20 protein-coding genes and 1 tRNA gene are annotated in these 23,295 nt (G+C 31.6%); 6 read left to right on the top strand and 15 right to left on the bottom strand.

The window, feature by feature from the left end:
* The first annotated feature begins 229 nt into the window (after nt 1–229).
* Nucleotides 230–691: a ribose 5-phosphate isomerase B gene (gene rpiB / locus EOV51_RS09160; protein WP_128152056.1), complete on the top strand. Its 462-nt coding sequence runs from the start codon at nt 230–232 to the stop codon at nt 689–691.
* A gap of 115 nt (nt 692–806) precedes the next feature.
* On the opposite strand, the gene upp is transcribed toward rpiB, so the two are convergent.
* From upp to uvrA, 4 genes are all read right to left on the bottom strand, one after another.
* On the bottom strand, nt 807–1,466 hold the full coding sequence (upp, locus tag EOV51_RS09155; RefSeq protein WP_128152054.1) for a uracil phosphoribosyltransferase: 660 nt from the start codon (nt 1,464–1,466) through the stop codon (nt 807–809).
* A 175-nt stretch (nt 1,467–1,641) separates the two neighbouring features.
* Entirely contained in the window at nt 1,642–2,313 is a 672-nt protein-coding gene (locus EOV51_RS09150) for a DUF4919 domain-containing protein (protein WP_128152052.1), read from the bottom strand.
* 173 nt (nt 2,314–2,486) lie between these two features.
* Nucleotides 2,487–3,458 carry an acyltransferase family protein gene (locus EOV51_RS09145; protein WP_128152050.1) on the bottom strand — a complete coding sequence of 324 codons (972 nt, stop codon included), beginning with the start codon at nt 3,456–3,458 and terminating at the stop codon, nt 2,487–2,489.
* Between the two features lie 104 nt (nt 3,459–3,562).
* Nucleotides 3,563–6,388 (bottom strand): excinuclease ABC subunit UvrA, encoded by a 2,826-nt coding sequence (gene uvrA / locus EOV51_RS09140; RefSeq protein WP_128152048.1) that lies wholly within the window; start codon nt 6,386–6,388, stop codon nt 3,563–3,565.
* A 194-nt stretch (nt 6,389–6,582) separates the two neighbouring features.
* Here uvrA and EOV51_RS09135 point away from each other — a divergent pair, with 194 nt between their 5' ends.
* Nucleotides 6,583–7,302, top strand: a complete 720-nt coding sequence (locus EOV51_RS09135; RefSeq protein ID WP_128152046.1) for a hypothetical protein — start codon at nt 6,583–6,585, stop codon at nt 7,300–7,302.
* Nucleotides 7,303–7,396: 94 nt separating this feature from the next.
* Complete coding sequence (locus tag EOV51_RS09130) at nt 7,397–8,038, top strand: trimeric intracellular cation channel family protein (RefSeq protein WP_128152044.1); 642 nt, start codon at nt 7,397–7,399, stop codon at nt 8,036–8,038.
* 12 nt (nt 8,039–8,050) lie between these two features.
* Here EOV51_RS09130 and EOV51_RS09125 read toward each other — a convergent pair whose 3' ends face one another.
* The gene (locus tag EOV51_RS09125) at nt 8,051–9,088 is read right to left on the bottom strand and encodes a helix-turn-helix transcriptional regulator (protein ID WP_128152042.1); all 1,038 of its coding nucleotides are present in this window, start codon (nt 9,086–9,088) and stop codon (nt 8,051–8,053) included.
* A gap of 227 nt (nt 9,089–9,315) precedes the next feature.
* On the opposite strand from EOV51_RS09125, the gene EOV51_RS09120 reads away from it, so the two are divergent.
* Nucleotides 9,316–9,387, top strand: a tRNA-Glu gene (locus tag EOV51_RS09120).
* 565 nt (nt 9,388–9,952) lie between these two features.
* A complete protein-coding gene (locus EOV51_RS09115; protein ID WP_128152040.1) occupies nt 9,953–11,047 on the top strand; it encodes a slipin family protein in 1,095 nt (364 codons plus the stop codon).
* Nucleotides 11,048–11,108: 61 nt separating this feature from the next.
* Here the strand turns inward: EOV51_RS09115 and EOV51_RS09110 are convergent, their stop codons facing one another.
* The 10 genes from EOV51_RS09110 to EOV51_RS09065 all read right to left on the bottom strand — a co-directional run bounded on the left by EOV51_RS09110 (nt 11,109) and on the right by EOV51_RS09065 (nt 22,439).
* On the bottom strand, nt 11,109–13,397 hold the full coding sequence (locus EOV51_RS09110) for a multicopper oxidase domain-containing protein (RefSeq protein WP_128152038.1): 2,289 nt from the start codon (nt 13,395–13,397) through the stop codon (nt 11,109–11,111).
* A 117-nt stretch (nt 13,398–13,514) separates the two neighbouring features.
* Complete coding sequence (locus EOV51_RS09105) at nt 13,515–13,859, bottom strand: hypothetical protein (RefSeq protein ID WP_128152036.1); 345 nt, start codon at nt 13,857–13,859, stop codon at nt 13,515–13,517.
* Nucleotides 13,860–14,046: 187 nt separating this feature from the next.
* Nucleotides 14,047–17,103 carry an efflux RND transporter permease subunit gene (locus EOV51_RS09100; protein WP_128152033.1) on the bottom strand — a complete coding sequence of 1,019 codons (3,057 nt, stop codon included), beginning with the start codon at nt 17,101–17,103 and terminating at the stop codon, nt 14,047–14,049.
* 22 nt (nt 17,104–17,125) lie between these two features.
* The gene (locus tag EOV51_RS09095; protein ID WP_128152031.1) at nt 17,126–18,178 is read right to left on the bottom strand and encodes an efflux RND transporter periplasmic adaptor subunit; all 1,053 of its coding nucleotides are present in this window, start codon (nt 18,176–18,178) and stop codon (nt 17,126–17,128) included.
* A gap of 3 nt (nt 18,179–18,181) precedes the next feature.
* Nucleotides 18,182–19,594 (bottom strand): TolC family protein, encoded by a 1,413-nt coding sequence (locus tag EOV51_RS09090; protein ID WP_164875273.1) that lies wholly within the window; start codon nt 19,592–19,594, stop codon nt 18,182–18,184.
* An 89-nt stretch (nt 19,595–19,683) separates the two neighbouring features.
* Nucleotides 19,684–20,304 (bottom strand): TetR/AcrR family transcriptional regulator, encoded by a 621-nt coding sequence (locus EOV51_RS09085; RefSeq protein ID WP_128152027.1) that lies wholly within the window; start codon nt 20,302–20,304, stop codon nt 19,684–19,686.
* A gap of 228 nt (nt 20,305–20,532) precedes the next feature.
* Nucleotides 20,533–21,183 (bottom strand): NAD(P)-dependent oxidoreductase, encoded by a 651-nt coding sequence (locus tag EOV51_RS09080; RefSeq protein WP_128152025.1) that lies wholly within the window; start codon nt 21,181–21,183, stop codon nt 20,533–20,535.
* Between the two features lie 69 nt (nt 21,184–21,252).
* On the bottom strand, nt 21,253–21,660 hold the full coding sequence (locus EOV51_RS09075) for an Rrf2 family transcriptional regulator (RefSeq protein WP_128152023.1): 408 nt from the start codon (nt 21,658–21,660) through the stop codon (nt 21,253–21,255).
* Between the two features lie 43 nt (nt 21,661–21,703).
* Nucleotides 21,704–22,009: a hypothetical protein gene (locus EOV51_RS09070; protein WP_128152021.1), complete on the bottom strand. Its 306-nt coding sequence runs from the start codon at nt 22,007–22,009 to the stop codon at nt 21,704–21,706.
* Nucleotides 22,010–22,052: 43 nt separating this feature from the next.
* Entirely contained in the window at nt 22,053–22,439 is a 387-nt protein-coding gene (locus EOV51_RS09065) for a VOC family protein (protein WP_128152019.1), read from the bottom strand.
* Between the two features lie 135 nt (nt 22,440–22,574).
* Between EOV51_RS09065 and EOV51_RS09060 the strand changes: the two genes are divergently transcribed.
* A complete protein-coding gene (locus tag EOV51_RS09060; protein WP_128152017.1) occupies nt 22,575–23,141 on the top strand; it encodes a Crp/Fnr family transcriptional regulator in 567 nt (188 codons plus the stop codon).
* Nucleotides 23,142–23,295: the final 154 nt, after the last annotated feature.

Here is a 23,295-nt window from a genome sequence, read left to right as displayed (position 1 = left end):
TTGTTAATTTACCCATCAATATTTTATTGAAACAAAAGTTTCACTATCGAAATATTTAATAATTAATTAATTAACTGATTATCAATTAATATATTATACATCTATGATAAAAACTGTTAATTATCATAAAAATTATTTCGTAATAGTATTGTTTAGTTTTGTTTTAGTAAGTATATTTGTGTTATTGAAATTAAGTCATTTACTAATTCAGAAAATATAATAGTATATCATGGAAAAGAAAAAAATAGCAATAGGTTGTGATGAAGCGGCTTATGCATTAAAAATAGTATTAAAAGAATATTTGGAAAAGCTAGGATATGAAGTAAAGGATTTTGGAGCAGAAAAAGGTGAAGTGGTTCTTTACCCGGATGTTGCAGCAAATGTAGCCAAAGCTGTTGCTTCAGGAGAATTTGAACGAGCTGTATTAACATGTGGAACTGGCATAGGTATGGCTATAACTGCTAATAAAATACCTGGTGTAAGAGCAGCCGTATGTCATGACCCGTTTTCTGCTGAAAGAGCGAGAAAAAGTAATAATGCTCAAATTATTTGCTTTGGGGAACGAGTTATTGGACATGAACTTGCTAAAAGCTTACTAAACACATGGCTTGAATCTGAATTTAGCGGAGGAGGTTCCACTCCTAAAGTTCAACGCATCTGTGATTATGAAGAAGAATATTCAAAAAAATAAATTTGTACAACCAAGTTAGTATAACCTTTTACTCTTAAAATCATTAGTAATTTTATTAAACACAAAAAGCTGAAGTTTAAACTTCAGCTTTTTAATTGAATTTAAAAAATTCAGTTTATTTTGACAATTTTTTACCAAAAGCAAGATCTCCTGCGTCACCTAATCCTGGTATAATATATTGATTATCATCAAGCCTTTCATCAACAGAAGCAATCCATAGTTCAGAATTTTCGGGAAGTTTTTTAGTTATATAATCAATTCCAGGTTTTGAACCTATAGCTGCAACAATATGAACTTTTTTAGGAACTCCCTGACTTAATAATACTTCATACACATTAGCCAATGATTCACCCGTAGCTAACATAGGATCAGAAATGATTAAAGTTTTATCCTGTAGAGAAGGAGTAGCCAGATATTCAACCACAATTTCAAATTCCTTTTCACCATTTGGATGATGACGAAAAGCAGACACAAACGTAGTTTCTGCCTGATCAAAAAAGTTCATCATTCCCTGATGTAAAGGTAACCCTGCACGCAATATGGTGCATAGAACAGGTTGTTGATCCAATAAGTCTGTAGGCTTAATTCCAAGTGGGGTTTTAATATTTTCAGTATGGTAATTTAATGATTTACTTAATTCATACCCTAATATTTCACCTATTCTTTCTAAATTCCTTCTGAAACGCATTCGGTCTTTTTGTACTTCAACGTCTCTTAACTCTGCTACAAAATGATTTAATATAGATTTAGTTTGACTAAAATCGTGAACAATCATAAATAATATTTTTTGTAAATATAAGTATTTGTATTATGAATATCCAATCATCTTCAACTGATATTGCACAGAATTTAATAAAATTAAAAATTATGTCAAAAACTATCGGTTTTTATGTTAAAATTTTAACTAACCAAAAATAAAACTTATTTAGTACGATAAATATTCAAAAAATTTAATCTACATTTGAGTATACAACTGTATAAATTTTCTCTCTATGATCATCTGCGAAGTTATTATCTTTCGTCCAGATATCTAAAATTTCTTTTGTTTTCGAATTTTCCGATTTTCGAGTATATTTAGCCAAATTAATCCCTAAATAATTTAGCAGAATATATTCATCCCCTAAAGCAATAACTTTAAACGCAGTTTCCTTAGATTTACCATCACCATACTTGGCTATAGCAGTTAGCAAAATCTCTGCCTGTAGAGATAATTTATTTATTTTATCTTTGTTTTCATCCTTATTTTGGTTTTTATACGAATTAATTAAATTCATTATAATAACTAAATTTACAGGATCTTTTTCGATCAAATTCTCTCCTAAAGCAATAGCTTTAGAATATTTTTTATCTCCGGTTAATTTTATCAACCGCATATTTTGCGACTTAACCTCAGATGATTTCTTATAGTAGGTAGAAAATAATTTACCGTAATATAAATATTCAGATTTTACTGTATCAGCTCGAAAAGTTTCAGGATGTTCAATAAATTGCTTTACCAAATCTTCATAATAAAATGAAGAGTTTTTATTTATTACTTCTTTTTTAACTGTTTCGAGGTCTATTGTTTGCGAAAAAGAACTACTAATCACAAAAAGAGTTAATATAAGAAAAATTCTTTTCATAAGATTTTTATATTATTATAAATTATCAACTAAGATACATACTTTTACTTATATAAAATATTTATAAGTATAAAAATTTATACTGAAAATCTTACAAAAACAAAATATAATATTAAATAAGAATAATTTAATAAATGAATATAAATATTTATATTATTTGTTATTTAATATAATCAGGACCGTTTTTTCCATAAATCCATAGGATTTATTAGGTATTTAATAAATTTCAACTTTCCTAAATATAAACAAATTATAACAATAAGCACAGCTGACAAAAAAACCAAGATAAAAGGTGGGTTTAAATGATAATAACCTACAATAATATTAAATATGTAATAAACAAAGAGTGGATGAAGCAAATAAATCTCCATTGTATTTAATCCTAAATTAGGAAATATAACAGGCATCACATTTATAAAAGCTATGGAAACAATAATGGTAATCAAAAACCATACTCCTCTGTAAACAATTCCTTCCAATATAGTTGGATAAGCGTTGTAAGTAGATTCTCCAAAAAGATTGTATCTATATAAATTACTTGTTGTAAAATACAGTGCTAAAAAAAATAAAATTAAGAAGGCCGTAAAATATATTTTATTTATAGATCTTATTTTTTTTATAAACTTTTCACTGCAAAAATATCCTAAAATAAAATAAGGGAAGAAAGTTAATATTCTTGAAAAAGGAATTACATCTTTCGTAAAACCTAAAGCAAAAGTAATTACTAATGAAATAGTAAATACCAGTATAAATGAAATTTTAAATTTTTCAATAAAATAGAATAAAAAGCGCCAAATCATCAACCCTGCTATGTACCATAAAACGCTTTGAGGAAAAAAGAGAAACTTAAACCAATCAAATTTCCCTGAAAAAAAGAACTGAAATAAAATAAATAAAAACTGGAAAACAACATAAGTTGAAAATAATGATTTAAAGCTTTTCACAAATTTATTCCAAGTAATATTTTTAGAAAAATAGCCTGAAATAAAAATAAAAAGAGGCATATGAAAGGTATATATAAAATCGAAAGCTACTCGATTCAAATGATTTATGCCTGCTACTGCTTCCAGCAAATGACCAAGAACCACTAAAAAAATTAATATAAATTTTATAGAATCGAAAAAAGAATCTCTTTGCTTAGGCATAATCTAACTTTATAGTAATTTAAAAATCGATGCAAAAATATAAAAATCCCGCTAAAAAAGACCTTTATTTTAATACATTTTATACTTTACACGTATTTAATATTTTAAAGCATTTCCTCTTTTAAATATTTTGCTGTATAACTTACTTTATTTTTTATTATTTCTTCCGGAGTTCCTTGCACCACAATTTTACCTCCTTTATCTCCTCCTTCCAATCCTATATCCACAATATAATCAGAAGCTTTGATAACATCCAGGTTATGTTCAATTATAAGTACAGAGTTACCTAAATCAACCAGCCTATTAATAACATCCATTAGTATACGAATATCTTCAAAATGCAAGCCAGTAGTAGGTTCATCTAATATGTAAATAGTATTTCCGGTTTGTTTTTTACTTAGTTCAGTAGCTAATTTTACTCTTTGTGCTTCGCCTCCCGATAAAGTAGTAGACTGTTGTCCCAAAGTTATATACCCTAATCCTACTTCTTGTAAAGTTTTAATCTTTTGATAAATCTTAGGTATGGGTTGAAAAAATTCAACCGCTTCATCGATAGTCATATCCAAAACATCGGAAATAGATTTTCCTTTATACCGAACTTCTAAGGTTTCTCTATTAAATCGTTTCCCATGACAGGTTTCACAATGAACATAGATATCCGGTAAAAAATTCATTTCGATAAGCTTTAGTCCGGAACCCTGACAAACTTCACATCTTCCTCCTTTAACGTTGAATGAAAAACGTCCTAATTTATATCCTCTTATTTTAGATTCTGGAAGTTGAGCAAAAAGATTTCTTATTTCGGTAAAAACTCCGGTATAGGTAGCTGGATTAGAACGTGGAGTTCTGCCAATAGGAGATTGATCAACATCTACAATTTTATCCAAAAATTCTATTCCTTCAATTTTTTTGTATGGTAAAGGCAGCTTTTCAGCGCGATAAAAATGCTTGTTTAAAATGGAGTATAAAGTATTGGTTATCAAAGAAGATTTACCACTACCTGAAACTCCGGTGATGCATACTAAACTTCCTAACGGAATATCCAAGGTTACATTTTTTAAATTATTTCCGGTACAACCTGATAATTTTAAATGATGACCATTTCCTGCTCTTCTTTCATCCGGAACATTAATTTTTAGCTGACCGTTTATATATTGAGATGTTAACGTATTAGCTTCTGATATATCTTTAGGTTCACCCTGCCATACTATTTCCCCTCCCCTTTTGCCAGCAAAAGGCCCTAAATCAATCACATAGTCTGCATGTAAAATCATATCTTTATCATGCTCTACAACTATTACCGAATTTCCTAAATCTCTTAGTTTTTTAAGTGATTCTATTAATTTTACATTATCTCTTTGATGTAGACCAATACTAGGCTCATCTAAAATATACAGTACATTTACCAGCTGAGAACCAATTTGCGTAGCCAGACGTATCCTTTGGGATTCACCTCCGGAAAGCGTTTGAGAAGGACGGTTTAAACTTAAGTATTCCAACCCAACATCTAACAGAAAACTTAACCTTTTGGTTATCTCCTGCAACAACTCTTTGGCTATTATATTTTGATTTTCGGAAATTTTTGCGGGAAGTTCTTTAATCCAGACATCTAATTGTTTTAACGAATAATTTGATATTTCTGAAATGTTTTTCTCATCAAGCCTGAAAAATAAACTTTCTTTTTTTAAACGTGCTCCCTGACAAACCGGACAAATATTATCTTCAAATATCTGGGTCTTAAATTTTTGAGTATCTCCCTCTTCATTACCTTCCGTTAAACGGGTCAGATGTTCCAGCACACCCTCAAAACTTATCTTATAGGTCTTCTTGATCTGAGCATAATCCAAATCCATGGTAATTTTTTCATTAGCACCATATAACACCTCATTTTGCGCCTGCTCAGAAAGTTTTTCCCAAGGAGTACTCATGTCAAAACCATTTTTTTTCAAAATAATTTCTATCTGCGACATAATCCACCCGGTATGTTTTAATTCTTCAAAGACTGGAAAAACATTTTTATTAAAAGACAGTTTGGTGTTAGGTATAAGTTTAGATATATTAATTTCTTTCACTCTTCCTATACCATTGCAGTGCTCACATGCCCCTTTGGGAGAATTAAATGAAAACGTATTGGGTTCAGGTACCTGATAAGAAATTCCCGTAGTAGGACACATGAGATTTTTACTAAAATATTTCCCTTGTTCTTCACCCTGTTTAAGCAACATGATTGTACCCTCACCATGCTGCATAGCTAAACGGACAGAAGATAAAATGCGCTGATTGTATTCATTTTCATCGATAGCTAACTTATCCACAACCACTTCTATATCATGTATTTTATATCTATCCAGCTTCATGTCTTTTCCAATCTCTCTAAGCTCTCCATCAACTCTAACCTGTAAAAAACCCTTTTTTGCCAGACCTGCAAATAATTCTCGGTAATGTCCTTTCCTTGAACGGATTAATGGCGCCAGTAACAGTACTTTTTCTCCTAAAAAATCCTTATAAATCAAATCGATAATCTGATCTTCCGAGTATTTAATCATTTTTTCTCCTGTATTATAGGAGTAGGCATCAGATGCACGCGCATACAATAAACGGAAAAAATCATATAATTCTGTAACTGTTCCTACAGTCGAACGAGGATTTTTAGACGTAGTTTTCTGCTCTATTGCTATAACAGGAGAAAGTCCGTCAATTTTATCAACATCCGGACGTTCCAAAGTACCTAAAAATTGGCGGGCATAGGCTGAAAAAGTTTCAATGTATCTTCGCTGACCTTCTGCAAAAATAGTATCAAATGCCAATGATGATTTACCACTACCACTCAATCCTGTAATTACCACCAACTTATTTCTGGGAATTTCCAAAGACAAATCTTTCAAATTATGTTCTCTGGCTCCGTATATTTTTATATAATCCTGATTCATAAATTTAATTGTCTTAAAATTATAGATTTACAGATATTTTTAAGACAAATGCAAAGGTACGAAAATTGAAACTTTTTAAAGATTATATTACCTCATAAATTCATAAACAGATTGTTATTTACACAAGCAAAAATTAATTACTGAATTAAAACTTATATAAGTCATTTTTGTACCTTTGCCCCCTCAATAAGAATATGGATAAAAAGCAAGAGTATCTAATAAATAATTCAAGCCCTTTGATTTTAGATAATATTCCGGATCAGGTTAAACCGGGATGGGCTTGTTCTATACTCTCATTATTTGATGTCTACATAGATACCTTACCTGATCCGGTTAGAGAATTATACACTATTATCCCGGATATTGAACAGTGGCGGTTTGCTTATGAAATTTATCAGAAATTAAAAGATTTTTCAACGTTAAACACTGATTTTGCACCTAATACTTATTTATTATTAGCGGAACTTACAGCCCAAATTACTTACAATAATTCCGGACATTCCTATGCTTCTGCTTTTGATAAAAATAATGAATTGGATTTTCCTTATCTGGCTATTAATACTGCTAACTATTTTGAAGATAAAACTTTGATTGAAGAAACCGAATCATTACTTCTTTTATTTAATCGAAGCAATGGCCTTAAGAATACGCTAAAGACAAGTCAGGATTTTATTCTCTTCAAAAAAATCAATGATATTTTATGGATAAACTGGCACTCTAATTTTGAAGGTATTATTAATGGTAGCAATAAATTTAAGAATTACATTCCGGATATTTTCATTCTCAAAAAGACAGGTGCTGATATAACATCTATTACCAACCGGATTTATCAAATTGAACGAGACATATTAAATCTTCCGGAAAATTTAGAATATTGTACTTTATTAGCTGAAGCCATTCTTGCCATAAAATAATTACAAACTCGGATTAATAAATTATGGTTATCCTTTTCTAAAATTTTTAATAAATATTGTAATATTGCAAAATTTTTAAAATTTAGTCAGAAAAATGAAAGAATCTGTAATTGATTTACTCCTACAAATCCGATATGTGGAAATCATTGAATTTATAGGAACTTTTGCTTTTGCTATTAACGGTATACGAGGAGCTGCTACTAAAAATTGCGACTGGTTCGGAGCGTTTGTTCTGGGCTTCGTAACTGCTGTGGGCGGGGGAACTTTACGGGATCTTCTTTTAGATATAACTCCTTTTTGGATGCTAAACAGTATCTATTTATGGTGTACACTTCTGGCTCTTTTATTTTATATTTTTCTAAGGGAACATCTTAACCATCTCAACAGATTTTTCTTCTGGAGTGACAGTATCGGGCTGGGCTTATTTGTAGTCGTCGGTGCAGAAAAGGCCATGCTTCTAGGCTATAACTCATGGGTTATTATTTCTATGGCAACTATTACAGGTATTATTGGCGGAATTCTCAGGGATGTTTTTCTAAATAAAATTCCTCAGATATTTAAACGTGAAATATATGCCTTTCCTTGTATTTTAGGAGGTAGCTGTTTTGTATTTTTACAACTGTTTAATTTTCAACTTCCTTTTATAAGCATTATCACTGTTGGAGTAGTTGTACTACTACGTTATATAGCTGTGAAATGGGATTTACAAATCCCAAGACTTAAAAGTGAAAGATAAATTGTTTTTTTACTAATCTTCAGATTCTGTTTCTGCTTCGGTGTATAATTGGGATGCACTGAATAACTTTTTTCTTATTTTTTTCTGCAATAATCTGGGACTTAACACCTTTACTGTATCTCCAAAACCTAATATTTCTCTTTCCAGTTCAAAATTAAGTACTACATCAATTCGTATTACTATACCTCCATCCTCTTCGTTCTTTACAATCTGCTGAGAGCTATGCAAAGGCTTAGTAATTACATAGGGAGCATTATCTTTATTAAACCATAAAATAACTTTTTGTGCCCTATCTTTTTCTGTTTTGGAAACTCCTATTACATCGTCAAAATAACGGTTAAAGTCAACCCCTTCATACTCAACATAAGGTTCTGCTGCCAATTCGTAGACTTCTTCCATACGATCCAAGGCAAGATTATAAAGAAATTTTCCGCTTTTCTGCTTAGATACCAGAAACCAGCGATTACGATATTCTTTGAGTAGATAAGGATAGTAAACAGATTGCCTAGCCTGTATGGCTTTAAAAGATTTATAATTAATAAGTAATGGTTTTTTATGAACTATTGCATGATAAATAGGAGTAATATATTTAATACCTCTTAATCGTTGATTTCCTTCAAATTGTATAAATTCCTGTTTTTTATCTTCTGTTTTATATAAACTATTCTCTAATCTGGCTATCATTTCACTCATTTCATCAAAATACTGAAAACCGTTAAGCTGCTTTAATACAGCTACAATTTCCTTCATTTTCCCCATATCGGCATCGGTGATTGGTGAGTTGGTTATACTATATTCAGGATCATCATAAACATAATATTTTCTTTCTTTAACAATAATAGGTGCATTATATCCTAATTTATCGCTTCTCATTAACTGAATATCGGCCTGAATTGTTCTCTTACTTACACCCGTGGTTATGCCTTCATATTCATATAATGCGTCGGAAACCTTATCGATCAAATCTTCAAGTGTCCATTTCCGATATGGGTTTCGTAAACAATTATCTATAGTTCTGTAACGTATTAATGCAGATTTGTTAGTCGCCATATTGTTCTTATCTTTTCAAATATAATTCATTTTAATTTAAAAGACGCAATATAATTGCGTAACTGAGAATTATCTCTCTAATTAAAAAAATTAAATCATAAATAAAATAATGATTTACAGTTATATAAAAAAAATTATATAAAATTATTTAATTACGCAATTCTATAACACACTTAGGCATGCATATTTGCAGTATTGAAATAGTTAATAGCTACTTTCAATGATTCGCTCAAGTAGCATAATGGCAAGTGCATCAGATTTTCAATCTGGAGATTAGGGTTCAATTCCCTGCCTGAGTACGAGTAACACCGGTTCGTTGTCTGAATCTCATGTTTCTGTATAGCATGGAAGTGGTATAAGCCTTTGGCTGTTACCATACTGGAAACAAAACGTGTGTCTGCTAACCATGGACGCTGGGGTTACAGGTTCGAGTCCTGTTGTTTTTTAAAGCATAGCTCAATGGGTAGAGCACAGTATAAATCTGGCTGGTTCGATTCCAGCATCCAACTCTTAATTGGACATCGGTTTGTTTAATAGACTGTAAATCTATTAGTAGGAAGGATGAGATACCTTAAAAAATTTCTCGACTTAGGTTTATTGAAAGGAGATTCGGCTTATTATCGTTGGATAATTAAACGGCACTTTACCGAATACTCTGAAAACATAACCAGGTTTACTTATAATTTTTATAAACATTTTGTGAATTCACTAAAATATTAAACCATTAAATTTTAGTGATTAAAAACAAAAATGATTATATCAAACATTTTTAAACCTCTTTTGTTTCCGTATAAGGAAAGGAATTTCTTTTCAATACACCTTTTTAATTTATAAAATAATAATTATAATGTAAATTTTATACTTATGAAAAAAGTACGAATTATTACCAACACGATTGGATTGGTATTTAAAAATGGTGAATTGATACGAATTTTGGAAAAAGGTTCTCATTGGATTTTTTGGAAAGAAATACTGGAAATTTACGACATGGAGCAACCTTTTAATCCTTATATTAATTTAGAAACTTTACTTTTAAATGAAAAATTAAAGGAAAAGTTACAAGTTTTTGCCCTTGCGGATAATGAAATAGGTTTAGTATATAAAGATAAAAATTTTTATACTATACTAGAAGCCGGGAAACACGCTTTCTGGAAAAGTAATGAGGTTTTTTCTTTTACTACGGTTGATCTAAATTCTCTTGAAATGGATGAATCTATTGATAAAAATTTATTTACCAGAGATATTTTCTTTAAATATATAAGAACTTATCAGATCCAGTCCTACGAAAAAGGGTTGCTTTTTATTGACGGTAAATTTGAAGGTTTACTGGAAGCCGGTTCCTATTACTGGTGGAAAAACAATACAACCATACATGTAGTTAAATCGGATGTACGAAAAATTTCAATGGAAATACCGGGACAGGAAATCCTTACCCGTGATAAAGCTCAGCTTAGAATCAATTTTACAATTACTTATCAAGTAATAGATTTTGTTAAAGCCCTGGTAGAAAATAAGGATTTTGATAAACAATTATATACTTGTGTTCAGTTTGCGTTAAGAGAGTACGTGGGGAAATTGACTTTTGACGAGTTAATGGATACTAAGACGGAAATTGCCTCTGTTATACTTGCCCTTTGCGCCGATAAAGCTAAAAAACTTGGTGTTGAACTTATGGATTGTGGTTTAAAAGATATTATCCTTCCCGGAGAGATCAAGGAGATAATGAATCAGGTTTTAATTGCTGAAAAGAAGGCGCAGGCAAATAGCATTACCCGAAGAGAAGAAACTGCTTCTACACGTAGTTTGTTGAATACTGCCAAACTAATGGAAGAAAATAGTATGTTATGGAAGTTGAAAGAAATGGAATACATGGAAAAGATAGCAGATAAGATTGGTGAAATCAGCCTTTCCGGTGGTGGAAATACATTGGAACAATTAAGAACTTTGTTTTCTAAATAGCCCTTTTAAGATAAAGACAGCCCAATGATTGGGCTGTCTTTTTTTATTATAAATGTTATGATTAATATCTGAACTGCAACCCTGCTCCCCATTTCCATTCACTGTCATAGTAACCGGAAACTGAAATATATTTGGTTAGTAAATAACGCATACGCGTGGTAAATTCAAGGTGATCATCTAAAGACAAGTCCATACGCAGCCGGGGACTTACTACCACATCTTCTTTTTCCAGCTTAACTCTAACCTGCCCGCTGGTTGGTGAAACGCTGGCATCTAAACGCACCAGCATCGGAAGAAGATAACGAAAACCTATGGTCAGGTCATTGATGGTTTGTCTGTTTTGCCTCTGTCCGAATATATTTTTTTCTCTTTCGGAACTTGTATGATTCCAATTGTATCCTATATACGGCATAAACCATTGCATTTTGCCTATATACCTCCCTAAACGAACTTCTGCTTCATAGCCTGGATCGGATTGATAGGCAAGTTTCCATTCCGATTGTAAAGCCCATCTTTTATTTTCCAGCATTAATTTCCCTGTATTACCTCCGCTGCTAAATTCATTTTGTATGCTGAACCGTTTCATTTTATCCATCATGGAAAACATTTTCCAGGACATGGCAGAATCAGGAAGCTGAGGGTTTTGCGGTGAATTTTCATAGCTGAATACCCTACCCATTCCACTCATCATATGATATAATATATGACAGTGGAAAATCCAGTCTCCGGATTCATTAGCTTCAAATTCAATCGTATCGGTTTCCATGGGCATAATATCCAGCGTATGTTTTAAGGGAGAATATTCACCCTGACCATTTAAAATCCGGAAGAAGTGCCCATGCAAATGAAGCGGATGCCTCATCATGGTATTATTATATAATACAATTCTTACCTTCTCTCCTTTCTTTATAACTATTTTATCAGCTTCAGATATGGTTTTATTGTTTAGCGACCACACATACCGATCCATGTTACCGGTGAGTTCAAAACGCAATTCTTTTACAGGACCTTCAGGCAGTGTAGTAACTACAGGAGATTTAAGCATTGAATAGTTTAATGTAACCGGATTAGTATTTTTTTGAGTAGTGGTATGCATAGATTCATGATTCATAGTATGCCCTGAATGCTCATTTTTTGAATCTTCACCCTCCATATTCATGTTCATCCCCATAGCATGATCGCCATGACCGGAATGTCCGCCTGAGTTATTTTTAATTTCGGGATACATCACCTGATTCATATCCATCTTTTGCATTCCCATTTTCATTCCCATAGGATCCAGGTTTCCATTCATTTTCATCATACCGTTCATCATTTTCATTCCTTCAAAATATTTGAGCGGTTTCAATCGTTCAGCCGGCATTTTATGGCCTCCGTTACCAACCCAAAGAGAAGCTGTACGGGTACGATCTTCAGTAGTAGCTAATAGTTCATACGACATAGAATCATCCGGAACTTCTACCCATACATCATAAGTTTCTCCATTTCCCATAATAAAACGGTCTACCGTTACCGGTTCCACATCTTTACCGTCGGCAGCAACCACCTGCATTTTACCTCCGGAATACGTAACCCAGAAATAGGAAGAGGAGCCTCCGTTAATAATTCGTAATTTAACTCTTTTATTATGATTTACTTTGATAGTATCTTCTTGTTTTCCATTGATTTGTATCTGGTCATAATAAACATCGCTAACATCCATTGCACTCATTCTTTTCCACTCATTTTTTATTTTTGTTCCCAAATGCCCTTGTTGAATAGCTTCCAGATAACTTTGAGTAACTCCTTTTTGTATTTTATTTTTCTGTATTTCAGCCCAGTCATCGTGAAAATACAACCTGCGTAAAACATCATTGGAATTAGCATTGGTCCAGTCAGTAACAAGAACCGTATGTTCCGGATAGGTAATTTTTTCATCCTTTTTATCAATGATAAAAGCGCCATACATTCCGTCCTGCTCCTGTAATCCGGTATGAGAGTGATACCAATAAGTACCGTTCTGAATAATCGGGAATTTATAAACAACCGTTTCTCCTGCTTTAATAGGAGCTGATGTCAGATAGTCTACACCATCGTATTGGTTGGGTAGCAATATACCATGCCAGTGCAACGAGGTAGTTTTTCCTTTCAGGTTGTTATGTATGTATATAACTGCAGTATCTCCTTCCGTAAATCTAAGTGTAGGCATAGGTATTTGCCCGTTAACGGCAAAGGCTTTTTTATTTTTCCCTGTATAATTAACCAGGGTATCTGTAATGGTTAAGTCGTAACGTACTGTTTTTTGTGCAGTAAGCTGGTAGATGCTCATGAAAAAAAACAGCGGAATAATTTTATATATTTTGGATATCATAAATCTGATTGTATAATTAAAAAAAGTTTATAAGTGTTTTTGTATTTAATTTACTATCAAATAGTAAACCATGTTTTATCTTAAGCTTCACGAATACAAAAACGAAATTGAAAAAATCTAGAATTCCGGAGGCTGCCAGGCAACAAAATATACCTGCTGCAATTGAAAAAATTGTAATTTATTTATTTTTAACGTATACTTTTTTAAAGTATTGATGAAAAGTGTGTAGACTGGTGCTTTTGTAACAAATAAACCTGTGGCATGGCAAGAATTGTTTATGCATAGCCGGTTTTTGGTATCTGTTGTTTTGCAATGAGTATCTTTTTCTTTCTTACAGCATTCTCTTGACTGGTGCTTCTGTGTGTAGAGTTCGTTACCCCTATAGACTGACTGTACAATATTCACTGAAAACAGGAATAGCAGAAACAAAATTATTGGAAATGGTTTCTTAATCAGAAGCATTTTACAAAACTAAAGGATCAGGGCATATTACGTTTTATATAATTTCGGTTATTATTTATATAATATTTTTGCCTGGTAATTATAAAACCTATTTTTAATGTTTTCAGTGTAAATAAGGTATATGAATTAAATTTTAACGGATAATTATTCGGGTAGAATATTTCTACCCGAATAATAAAGTAAAATCTTATTCTTTTTCCAGGGCAGGTGATAATAGTTTATACAAAACTGGAGTTAGAATGCGTGATAATAATAAGGAGCTTATCAATCCCCCTATAATGACTAATGCCAATGGACTGTATAATGGAGAGTATTGTATCACAAGCGGTATCATACCGGCTACAGCAGTCATAGTGGTTAAAAATATAGGTATAAACCTAACTTCACCGGCATGTGCAACAGCATCTGTGACGGACATTTTTTCTTCTTTTCTCAAGTAGTGGGTATAATCAACCAGAAGGATCGAGTTTTTTATCTCAATACCTATTAAAGCTATAAAACCTACCATTGAAATAAATGAGAGCGGGTGTCCCGTAATAAATAGTGCCCATATTCCTCCCATAATTCCTAAAGGAATAACAGATAATACAATAAGAATGGATTTAAAATTTTTAAATTCTAAAATCAAGGCTGATATAAAAGCTATAAAAGAAATAATCAACACTATGCCAAAACCGTTAAATGCTCTTTGTTGATTTTCTTTTTCTCCTGCAGCTGACCATCTATAACCGTTTGGTAAATCTAACGTATTTAGTTTTTCAATAATTTCATTGTTTATATTATCATATAAGTATCCTTCTATAGCAGAAGCTGTAATAAGGGTATATTGTTCTTTGTTGATACGTGTAAGTGTACTTGGAGTTTTTTCAAAAACTATAGTTGCTACAGATTGAAAGGGAATTGATTCTCCAGTATCAGATTGGATGTATATTTTGTCAAATACTTCGGCAGTTTGTTGTTTGTTTCGGGGTAAAGTCAATCTTATACCTGATTTATTTTCTACATATTCCAACTCAATTTCTCCGGCATCAATTCCGGCAATTGCCATTTGTACCGCAAGATCTATATTGGTAGGGTTAACTCCCAACAGAGCTGCTTTTTCTTTGTTTATAATAATTTGTAAGCCTGTCTTTGTTATCAGTATTGGATTTTGAACATAGTTAGTACCTTCAACCTTTTTTATTATATCTTCAATTTTAACCGAATATGCCTGTAGTGTATCTATATTCTCTCCATATAGCCGTATAGCAGTTGGTGCTTCTAATGCGGGTCCTTGTTCATATTCTTTTATTCTGATTTTACTATCTGATACATTTTCTAATTTCTTTCGCAGTCTTTTTATAATTTCAGTTTTTTCCTCTACGGAAATATCTTCATAGCATTGAACAAATATCTCAGCATAATTATTCATAGTCTGCATAGGATTGACATTGTAATAAACTCTGGGATTACCCTTTCCTACATTAGTGGTAAAATATTGAATGTCTTTTTCTGTTGCTAAGGCTTTTTCAACTTCTTTGGCTTTTAAATTTGTGTATTCCAATGATGAATTTGGAGTTGTTTCAATTTCCATATAAAATTGGGGTTTATCCGATTTAGGGAATAGTGAAAATCCCATCATGGGAACAACAGAAAAACCTAAAAGAGTAATAAGCATGACTGAAAGAGCTGCCCGTACGGGATATTTTAAAGAAATTCTGATGATTTTACTATAGGTTAAATCTATTCCTTTTTTTACGGCTCTCAAAAATATGTTGCCTTGAGGATTAGTTTTATCTGTTAATATTTTACTTGAAAGAAACGGGACAATGGCCAGGGATACAAATAAGGAAGCTGACACCGCCAGGATTACTGCCATAGGCAATGATCTTATAAATTCACCGGTGCCTTCGGGTAAAAAAACTATAGGCATAAATGCTATAATCAAGGTAGCCGTAACTCCTATCACAGCAAAAGATATTTGATGGGTACTGGTTAAAATAGCTTTTTTTAAAGGTAGACCAGAACGTACCGTCCTTTCAATATTCTCGTTAACAACAATGGAATCATCTACCAATATACCCAGTGAAATAATCAATCCTACAATACTTAATTGATTAAGATTGTATCCTAACAGGTTTAAAGCTACTAAAGCTATTGCTAATGACAGAGGAATGGATATAATAACAACCAACGTAGATCTGAAGCCTAAAGGCAGAAGAGTTATTATTACCAAAAAAAGAGCAATTATAAAATCACCACCCAACTGTTTTAATCTTTTTTCCACACTACTCGATTGATCAAAGTTTGTTTCAAGTTTAATGGTATCTGGTAAGTTTTTTTCAAAGGAGGATATTTTATCTTTTGCTTCATCTGCGACTGATACTATATTATACCCTTCTTTTAATGATGCTGTAACCAAAGCCGATTGCAGACCATTAAGCCTGATTATGTGGTCTTCTTCTTTATATGTTCTTTTTACGGTTGCAATATCTTTAAGCTTTAGGTTTGTCTTATTTTTAGTATAAACTATGGTATTGGCTATCTGCTCTACTGATTGATATTTATTACCTGCTTTTACACTAAAAACTGAATTTCCCGATACTACGTTACCTGCTGATATATTAAAACTTTCACGTTTTAAATAATTAATAATTTGAGAGACCGGAATATGATAATTGGCAATTTTATTAATATCAAGCTCAACTCTTATTTCCTGCTCAGGATAACCGTGAGTTTTTATATTTTTAAGACCCTCTACTGTTCTTAAAACATCTTTTAACTTTACAGCATATTTTTCTAATTCTTTATAATCTGCTCCTTTGGATTGTAAGGCCAGTTGAAAAATATTGACATCACTGTTTTTAAAATGTTCGATGCTAAGGATGTATGCATTATTCGGAAGTTTTTGATTTCTAACAATCTCCATTTCTCTTACAACTTCCTGATATTTACTATCTCCATCAACTCCGTATTTATATTCTATAGTAGTAACTGCAATATCACTCCATATCTGAGCTTTAATTTCTTTCACATCCTCCAGTTCGTAAAAACGATCTTCTATCGGTTTTACAATTCGTTCCTGAATTTCATTAGGCATTGCTCCCGGCATTGCTGTAACTATAACATAATAAGCATATTTGATTTCAGGATCTTCACTTCTGGGCATGTTGTTCAACGTTGTCCATCCTAAAGCTAAGATTCCTAAAACAATAAGCAAAGTCAGAGAACTTCTTTCTAAGAAAAATTTTAAAAATGAATTCATAGTGAATAATAGTTTGTATTTCTTATTGGTTAATTGACACCCTGGAACCGGAGGATAAAAATCCTGCACCTTCTTTTATTACTGTATTAATATACTCCGGCTTTTTTTTGAAATAAAATAAGCCTTTATCAATGAAGTCTATATCCAGTTCTACTTTTTCAACCCTTTTGTTTTCTTTGGGTACATATACAAAACCTTTCTTATTGTTACCCTCTATTAAACATTCAAGGGGTAAAGTGTAATAGGCAATTGATCTTTCCGGAATAATATTTACTGTAGCAAACAACCCTACGGATATGCTTTCGGAATTTTGGTTTATTTGAATATCTACAGTATATAAACCTGTGGAATAATCTGCATTATGGGCAATATGTTTAACTTTACCCTTAAATTTATTATTCAATTTTCCTTCCAATTCTATCTCTGCATAATCTCCAACTGCTACTAACAAACGTTCGTTGGCTGTTAAGGAAACTTTTATAATAAATTCATTATTTTTTTCAGAGCTCACCATATAAACTGGACTCCCAGCATTAACAAACTCTCCTTCATTATTCATCTTTTGTAAAACAACTCCATTTTCCGGTGCTTTTATCACTGTATACGCTTTATTATATGCTAATATTTTTAAAGATTCGCGAGCTATATTCATGGTTGTTTCAGCATTTTGTATCTGTTCAAGAGTAGCTGCTGAATCTGTTCTTAAATTCTGAAGTCGTTTGAAATCTCTGACCGCCTTGTTATAACTTTCAGTTGCCTGATCAACTTGTGCCATTAATTCTGTAAGCTCCAACTCTGCCAAGAGTTGTCCTTTTCGTACATACTCTCCTTGTCTTGCATACATCCGCTTTATTCTTCCATTCATATTAAAAGACATCTTTACATCTTCTTGTGTTTTTATTATTCCATAAGCTTTAATTTCAGGAATTATACTTTTCTTCTCTATACCTATAATTTTAACAGGAATTGTTTCCATATTTTCCTTAAAATCTGCTTTGTGTTGATCTTTATTTCTGGCGCATGCAGTAAATAAAAGCATAATAACAGGAAATATTATAATTTCTATTTTTTTCATTTTTTAATAGTTTGATAAGTTAATACTGGCACTAGCTCTCTCTACTTCAGCGTATTTTATTTTTATATCGTAATACGAGATATTGTATAACAGATTCGTATTGATAAATTGATTTTGTGCATCAAGAAATTCTATATATAATGCCATTCCTTCTTTAAATTGCTTTTCAACTTCTTTATAGTACTTTTGAGCTGCTGATAGTCGTTTTTGTATAGCATAAAAACTGTTGACGACTTCTTTATATGAGTTTATAGCTGTCAATAGTTGTAGCTTAAGCTGCCTTTCTGCTTCATCTTGCTTTGATTTTATTATTTCCAAATTTGCTTTGGACTTTTTTATTTTATATAGTTCTTCTCCTCCTAATGACAATTTCCAAATTAGTGATACTCCCACCATATAATAGCGAGTATTTTGATTAAATCTCCAATCGATACCTTGCGAACCTATATCAAAAAAAGCGTTCATTTTAGGTAGATAATAGCTTTTTGCACTCTGGTTCTCATAGTTGTATATTTTACTGGCAAAATCAAGTTTTTGAAGTTCTTCTCTTTCTCCTAAGCTATCTTCATTAATTTCATCCTTATTTATATCTGAAATTTCGAAATCAATGAAGCTAATATGACTATCAAAAGGTTTGTTTAGTAAAAAGTTAAAATAAGCCTGAGTATTTTTTAATTTTAGTTTTGCTGAAAATAAATTTTCTTCATTTTTGCTTACTTCATTTTCTGATCTCAACACTACTGATCTATTTACTTTACCATTTTTGAACATAGATTCATTTATTCGTGATCCCTCTTTTGCTAGTTTTACTCCATTCTCATATATATTTATTTCTTCTGTCATCTGACAAAATTGGTAATAAGCTATTTTAATATCTTTTACCAGCTCTCTCTTATATATTTGTAATTCTAGTTGTTGCATGTTAAAAGCTGATTTTTGAATCTTTTGATTGTAGTAGATTTCCGAATTAATTATGGGAAGAGACCATCTGATTTTACTGTCATAATAGTTTTTTGGATTGAGTTGTTCACTAATATTATTTACCTCTGAAAATTGCGCACTGGTAGAGAGTTCATTTAACGTAGAATAAATAGGATTTAGTAAATCTCCTATGGGTAGTTCTATAGCTCTGCCTCCTTTCGCGTAAGAATAATTTCCTTCAAGTGATAAAGTTGGAAAAAATAGAGCACGAGCTTCTTTTAGCGAATACATATTTTTTTTTAAAAGAAAAGTTTGCTGCTTTATACTTTCATTATTATTAAGCCCTTCTTTCAGGTATTCTTCCAAAAATACCTGACCTTTCAAGTAATTAGCATTTAATGAAATAATACAACTTGAAATTGCTAAAATCCACATAGATAATCTATGTTTATAATATGAACCTTGTTCATATAGGTAGTAAAAAAAATTTTTCATTATCATAGTTTTGAAATTAATTATTATAATAATACGAAAATAAACGTTGATTTTTTATTGAACAATGTTTAGTCATTAGGCAAAAAATTTTATTTTTTTATCAGTTTTATAAAAGCGTCTAACACTTCATAATTCATGATATTTTTAATATTAGCCTCTTCAATTACATTTAATCGATTTCTAATATATAAAGAACTCATTCCGTGTACTGTACTCCAAAATAAAACTGCAAGTACATCTGGTTCTCCATCCTGAATCATTTCATTGTCCAAACATCGTTGAATGATAGTCTGCAAAAATCCAAATGCATCCTGACCTTCCCACCCTTCTCCATCGCAGTGCTTATAAACATGATCTATAGGTGCTGTCATAATAAACATGAGATCGTAAAGCTCTCTGTTTTCTAAAGCAAATTTAACATACGCATGTGCTATGTCTGTCAATTGTTGAAATGCATCTTCCGTATTGGAAACAGCTTCTGCCATATACTGCTTCAAAAGGCCGAATCCGGACTTATTGATCTCAAATAGTATAGAATCCTTGTCTTTAAAATAAAGATATACAGTACCTACGCTGTAATCTATTTTTTCCGCAATATTGCGAATCGTCGTATGTTCCAATCCTTTTTCAATAAAAAGTTCTTTGGCTGCTTCGAGTATGGAATTTTTAAGGTCTTCTTTTTCTTTTTGTCTTCGTTCTGCTGTTCCCATGGAAAATTTCTAAAACAAAATTAATGAACAACGTTCATATTTCCAAATATTTTACTCATAAATAGTATATTGAATAAAGATATTTGGGTCATATTTTAAAATTTTTAACAGCTATTAATTTAATCAACAGCAGAATAAAATATCATTCTTCATCTGTTAAAAAATTATTTTATGAAATTATATCTACCGCTTTTTTGATAAAAAAAAGGAGCTAAACAGCTCCTTTTTTTAATATCCGATTGTCATTCTCTGCTGGTGATGCTGAGGAGTTTCTAGCTCATCTACCATAGCTTTAGCATAGTCCTGTACTGATATTTTACTGTTTCCTTGCTCATCTGTAATCAGGTCATCTAAGCCTAAACGGTATTTCTCGGTCCGTTCTCCCGGTTCTATAACTCCTGCCGGAGAGAAAAATACCCAGTCCAGATCTTTTTCCGGAAGAAACTGCTCCTTTAAAACCAAGGCCAATGATTTTACTCCGGGAAGAATCTCCTCTGGAATTACCCCGGTATCTACCACTGTTTTTCCTGGTGCTACCAATAAACTACCGGCACCTCCTACTACTTGCAATCTCTTAATTCCTGCCAGTTTTACTGCGGCAATTATAGAACGGTATCCTTTTATTGTATCTTCATAAATTTCCGGGTTAGTCCATCCGGGGTTATAGGCACTAATTACGGCATCATTACCTTTTAAAACTTCTGCCAGCTTTTCTTTATCAAATATATCAACGCTAACTACCTTTAAATGTTCACTTTTCACTTTAACTTTTTCAACGGATCTAGCGATGGCTGTTACTTCAAATCCTCTGTTAAGTAACTCGTTTACTAATTCAGAGCCAATAAATCCGGTGGCTCCTATCAATACTATTTTTTTCATAACTATATGTATATATTATTTAAATTTAAAACTGAAACTTTATATGTTACAGTATAGGTCAAAAAAAAATTAAAATTTTTCACTGAATTCCATCAGACTTTGTGTGTGTAGCTGTTTAAGTACTACTTCTTCAATGGAACTGCTGAGTTCATTAATATTTTCGTTTATTTTCTTTCCTACACAACATTTGGGATTAGGATCCGCCAGAAGCTTTCCTAATAAGGTCTGATTGTACACGCTAGCATAAACTTCGGACAACATAATCTTTTCCGCCGGCTTGTTTAATCTACTCCCTCCGTTTTTTCCTTCTTTGGTTTGGATAAAACCATGCTTACTTAAGTTGGATAACTCTTTTCTTACTAAAACCGGGTTAACATTAATACTTCCAGATATAAATTCAGAAGAAAGCCATTCATCTGAATTTTTAGCCATAAGAGTTAAAATATGCATGGATAGTATAAAATGTCTGTCATTCATTACTGTAACAAATTAAATTACAGTTCAAATTTACATATATTTTTTAAACTGACAAATTTTTCATTGAAATATATACTAATCCCAATATCCAGTATAATAAAGGAAAAAGGCTTATGAGTAAAACTCCCCATTTAAATTTAATTTTTTTTTTACTAATTACAATTTCAACTGAGTTGATTATTGATAGTAAAACAGAAGTAAAATGAACAAAAAAAGAAAACATAGTTCCCCAGGTATAAATCCATCGATAATTTGAATATCTGAACCCTTCCAGTCCTCTTGCAGCAAAAACAGAGAAAAAGAATAAAAATAACAGAATTAATGAATTTTTTGTACGATTGGCAAACATGTAGACAAAGATATAGTCTTTTTAGTTAATTACATGTCGTATATTATACCGTTATCTCTATGTAGTTGCCTTCCGGATCTAAAACAGCGCTCTCGTAATATCCATCACCTGTAGTTCTTGGTTCACTTGCAATTGTAAAACCGTCTGCTCTCAATCGTTCAGTAAAAGCATCTACCTTATCTTTATTTCTTACCGATATTGCAAAATGAGCTAATCCTTTTAAGTTTTGTCTATTTACAGAATTTTTCATATCAGGAATATGCATTAACTCAATTCGAGTTTTATCTTCTCCAAAAGATAAAAAATATGACGTAAAATTTCTTTTAGGATTATTATACCTTTCGCTGCAAGTAACTTTAAAATATTTCATATAAAATTTTCGAATTAATTCTATATCATCAACCCAAATTGCTAAATGTTCAATTTTCATTACAGTATATTATCTTAAGTTATAATACAAATATAATCCCTTGTCAATAATCAATAAATGATCTTCGTCAATTTCGAAAATATCCTGAAGGTTAAATAAAATACACTACTTTTAAGAACTTTATAAACTGCAATTATGAATGCAATACATAAACTCATAGATAAATATAAGGTCACTCTTTCTCCCCAATCAGTTAATCAGTTTATATCTATAGTAGAAAGAAAAAAGTATCAGAAAGATGAAATCATTTTAAAGCAGGGGCTAACAAGTCGTTATATGTATTTTATAGAACAGGGAATTATTCGCCAATTCTATTTTAAAGAGGGAAGAGACATCACGGAACATTTTTCGTGTGAGGGAGATATTGCCACTTGTCTTGAAAGTCTATTTCTAAAAGAACCTACACATATTAACATCGAAGCTATTGAAACCTCTATCATTTATCGTATTAATTATGAGAAATTTAAAATTTTATCTAACAAATACCCTGAAATCAATTGTTTATATCAGGCAATATTAGAATACAAATTAATTGTGTCACAAAAAAAAGCAGATTCATGGAGATTTGAAAACTCACATGATCGATATAAACGCTTTTGTAAAGAATTTCCTATTGTTTCAAAAAGAGTATCTATTGCACATATTGCTTCGTATTTGCTGATGACACCCGAAACTCTTAGCAGGGTCAGAGCTGTAATTTAATGCTATATGAAAATTTAATTTTAGTTTATTTTATCTAACTACTGATTATTTAGGGATAGTTATCTCTATCTAAGAAATTTGCGATAAGCTTATCTATTCGCATTGAACATAAATTATATGATTTCTGGAATAATTTTTATAAAATTGTAACTAA

Source organism: Apibacter raozihei (assembly GCF_004014855.1).
GTDB lineage: Bacteria > Bacteroidota > Bacteroidia > Flavobacteriales > Weeksellaceae > Apibacter > Apibacter raozihei.
The sequence above is the reverse complement of the archived record's forward strand: the minus strand, read 5'-3'. Positions and strand labels throughout refer to the sequence as shown.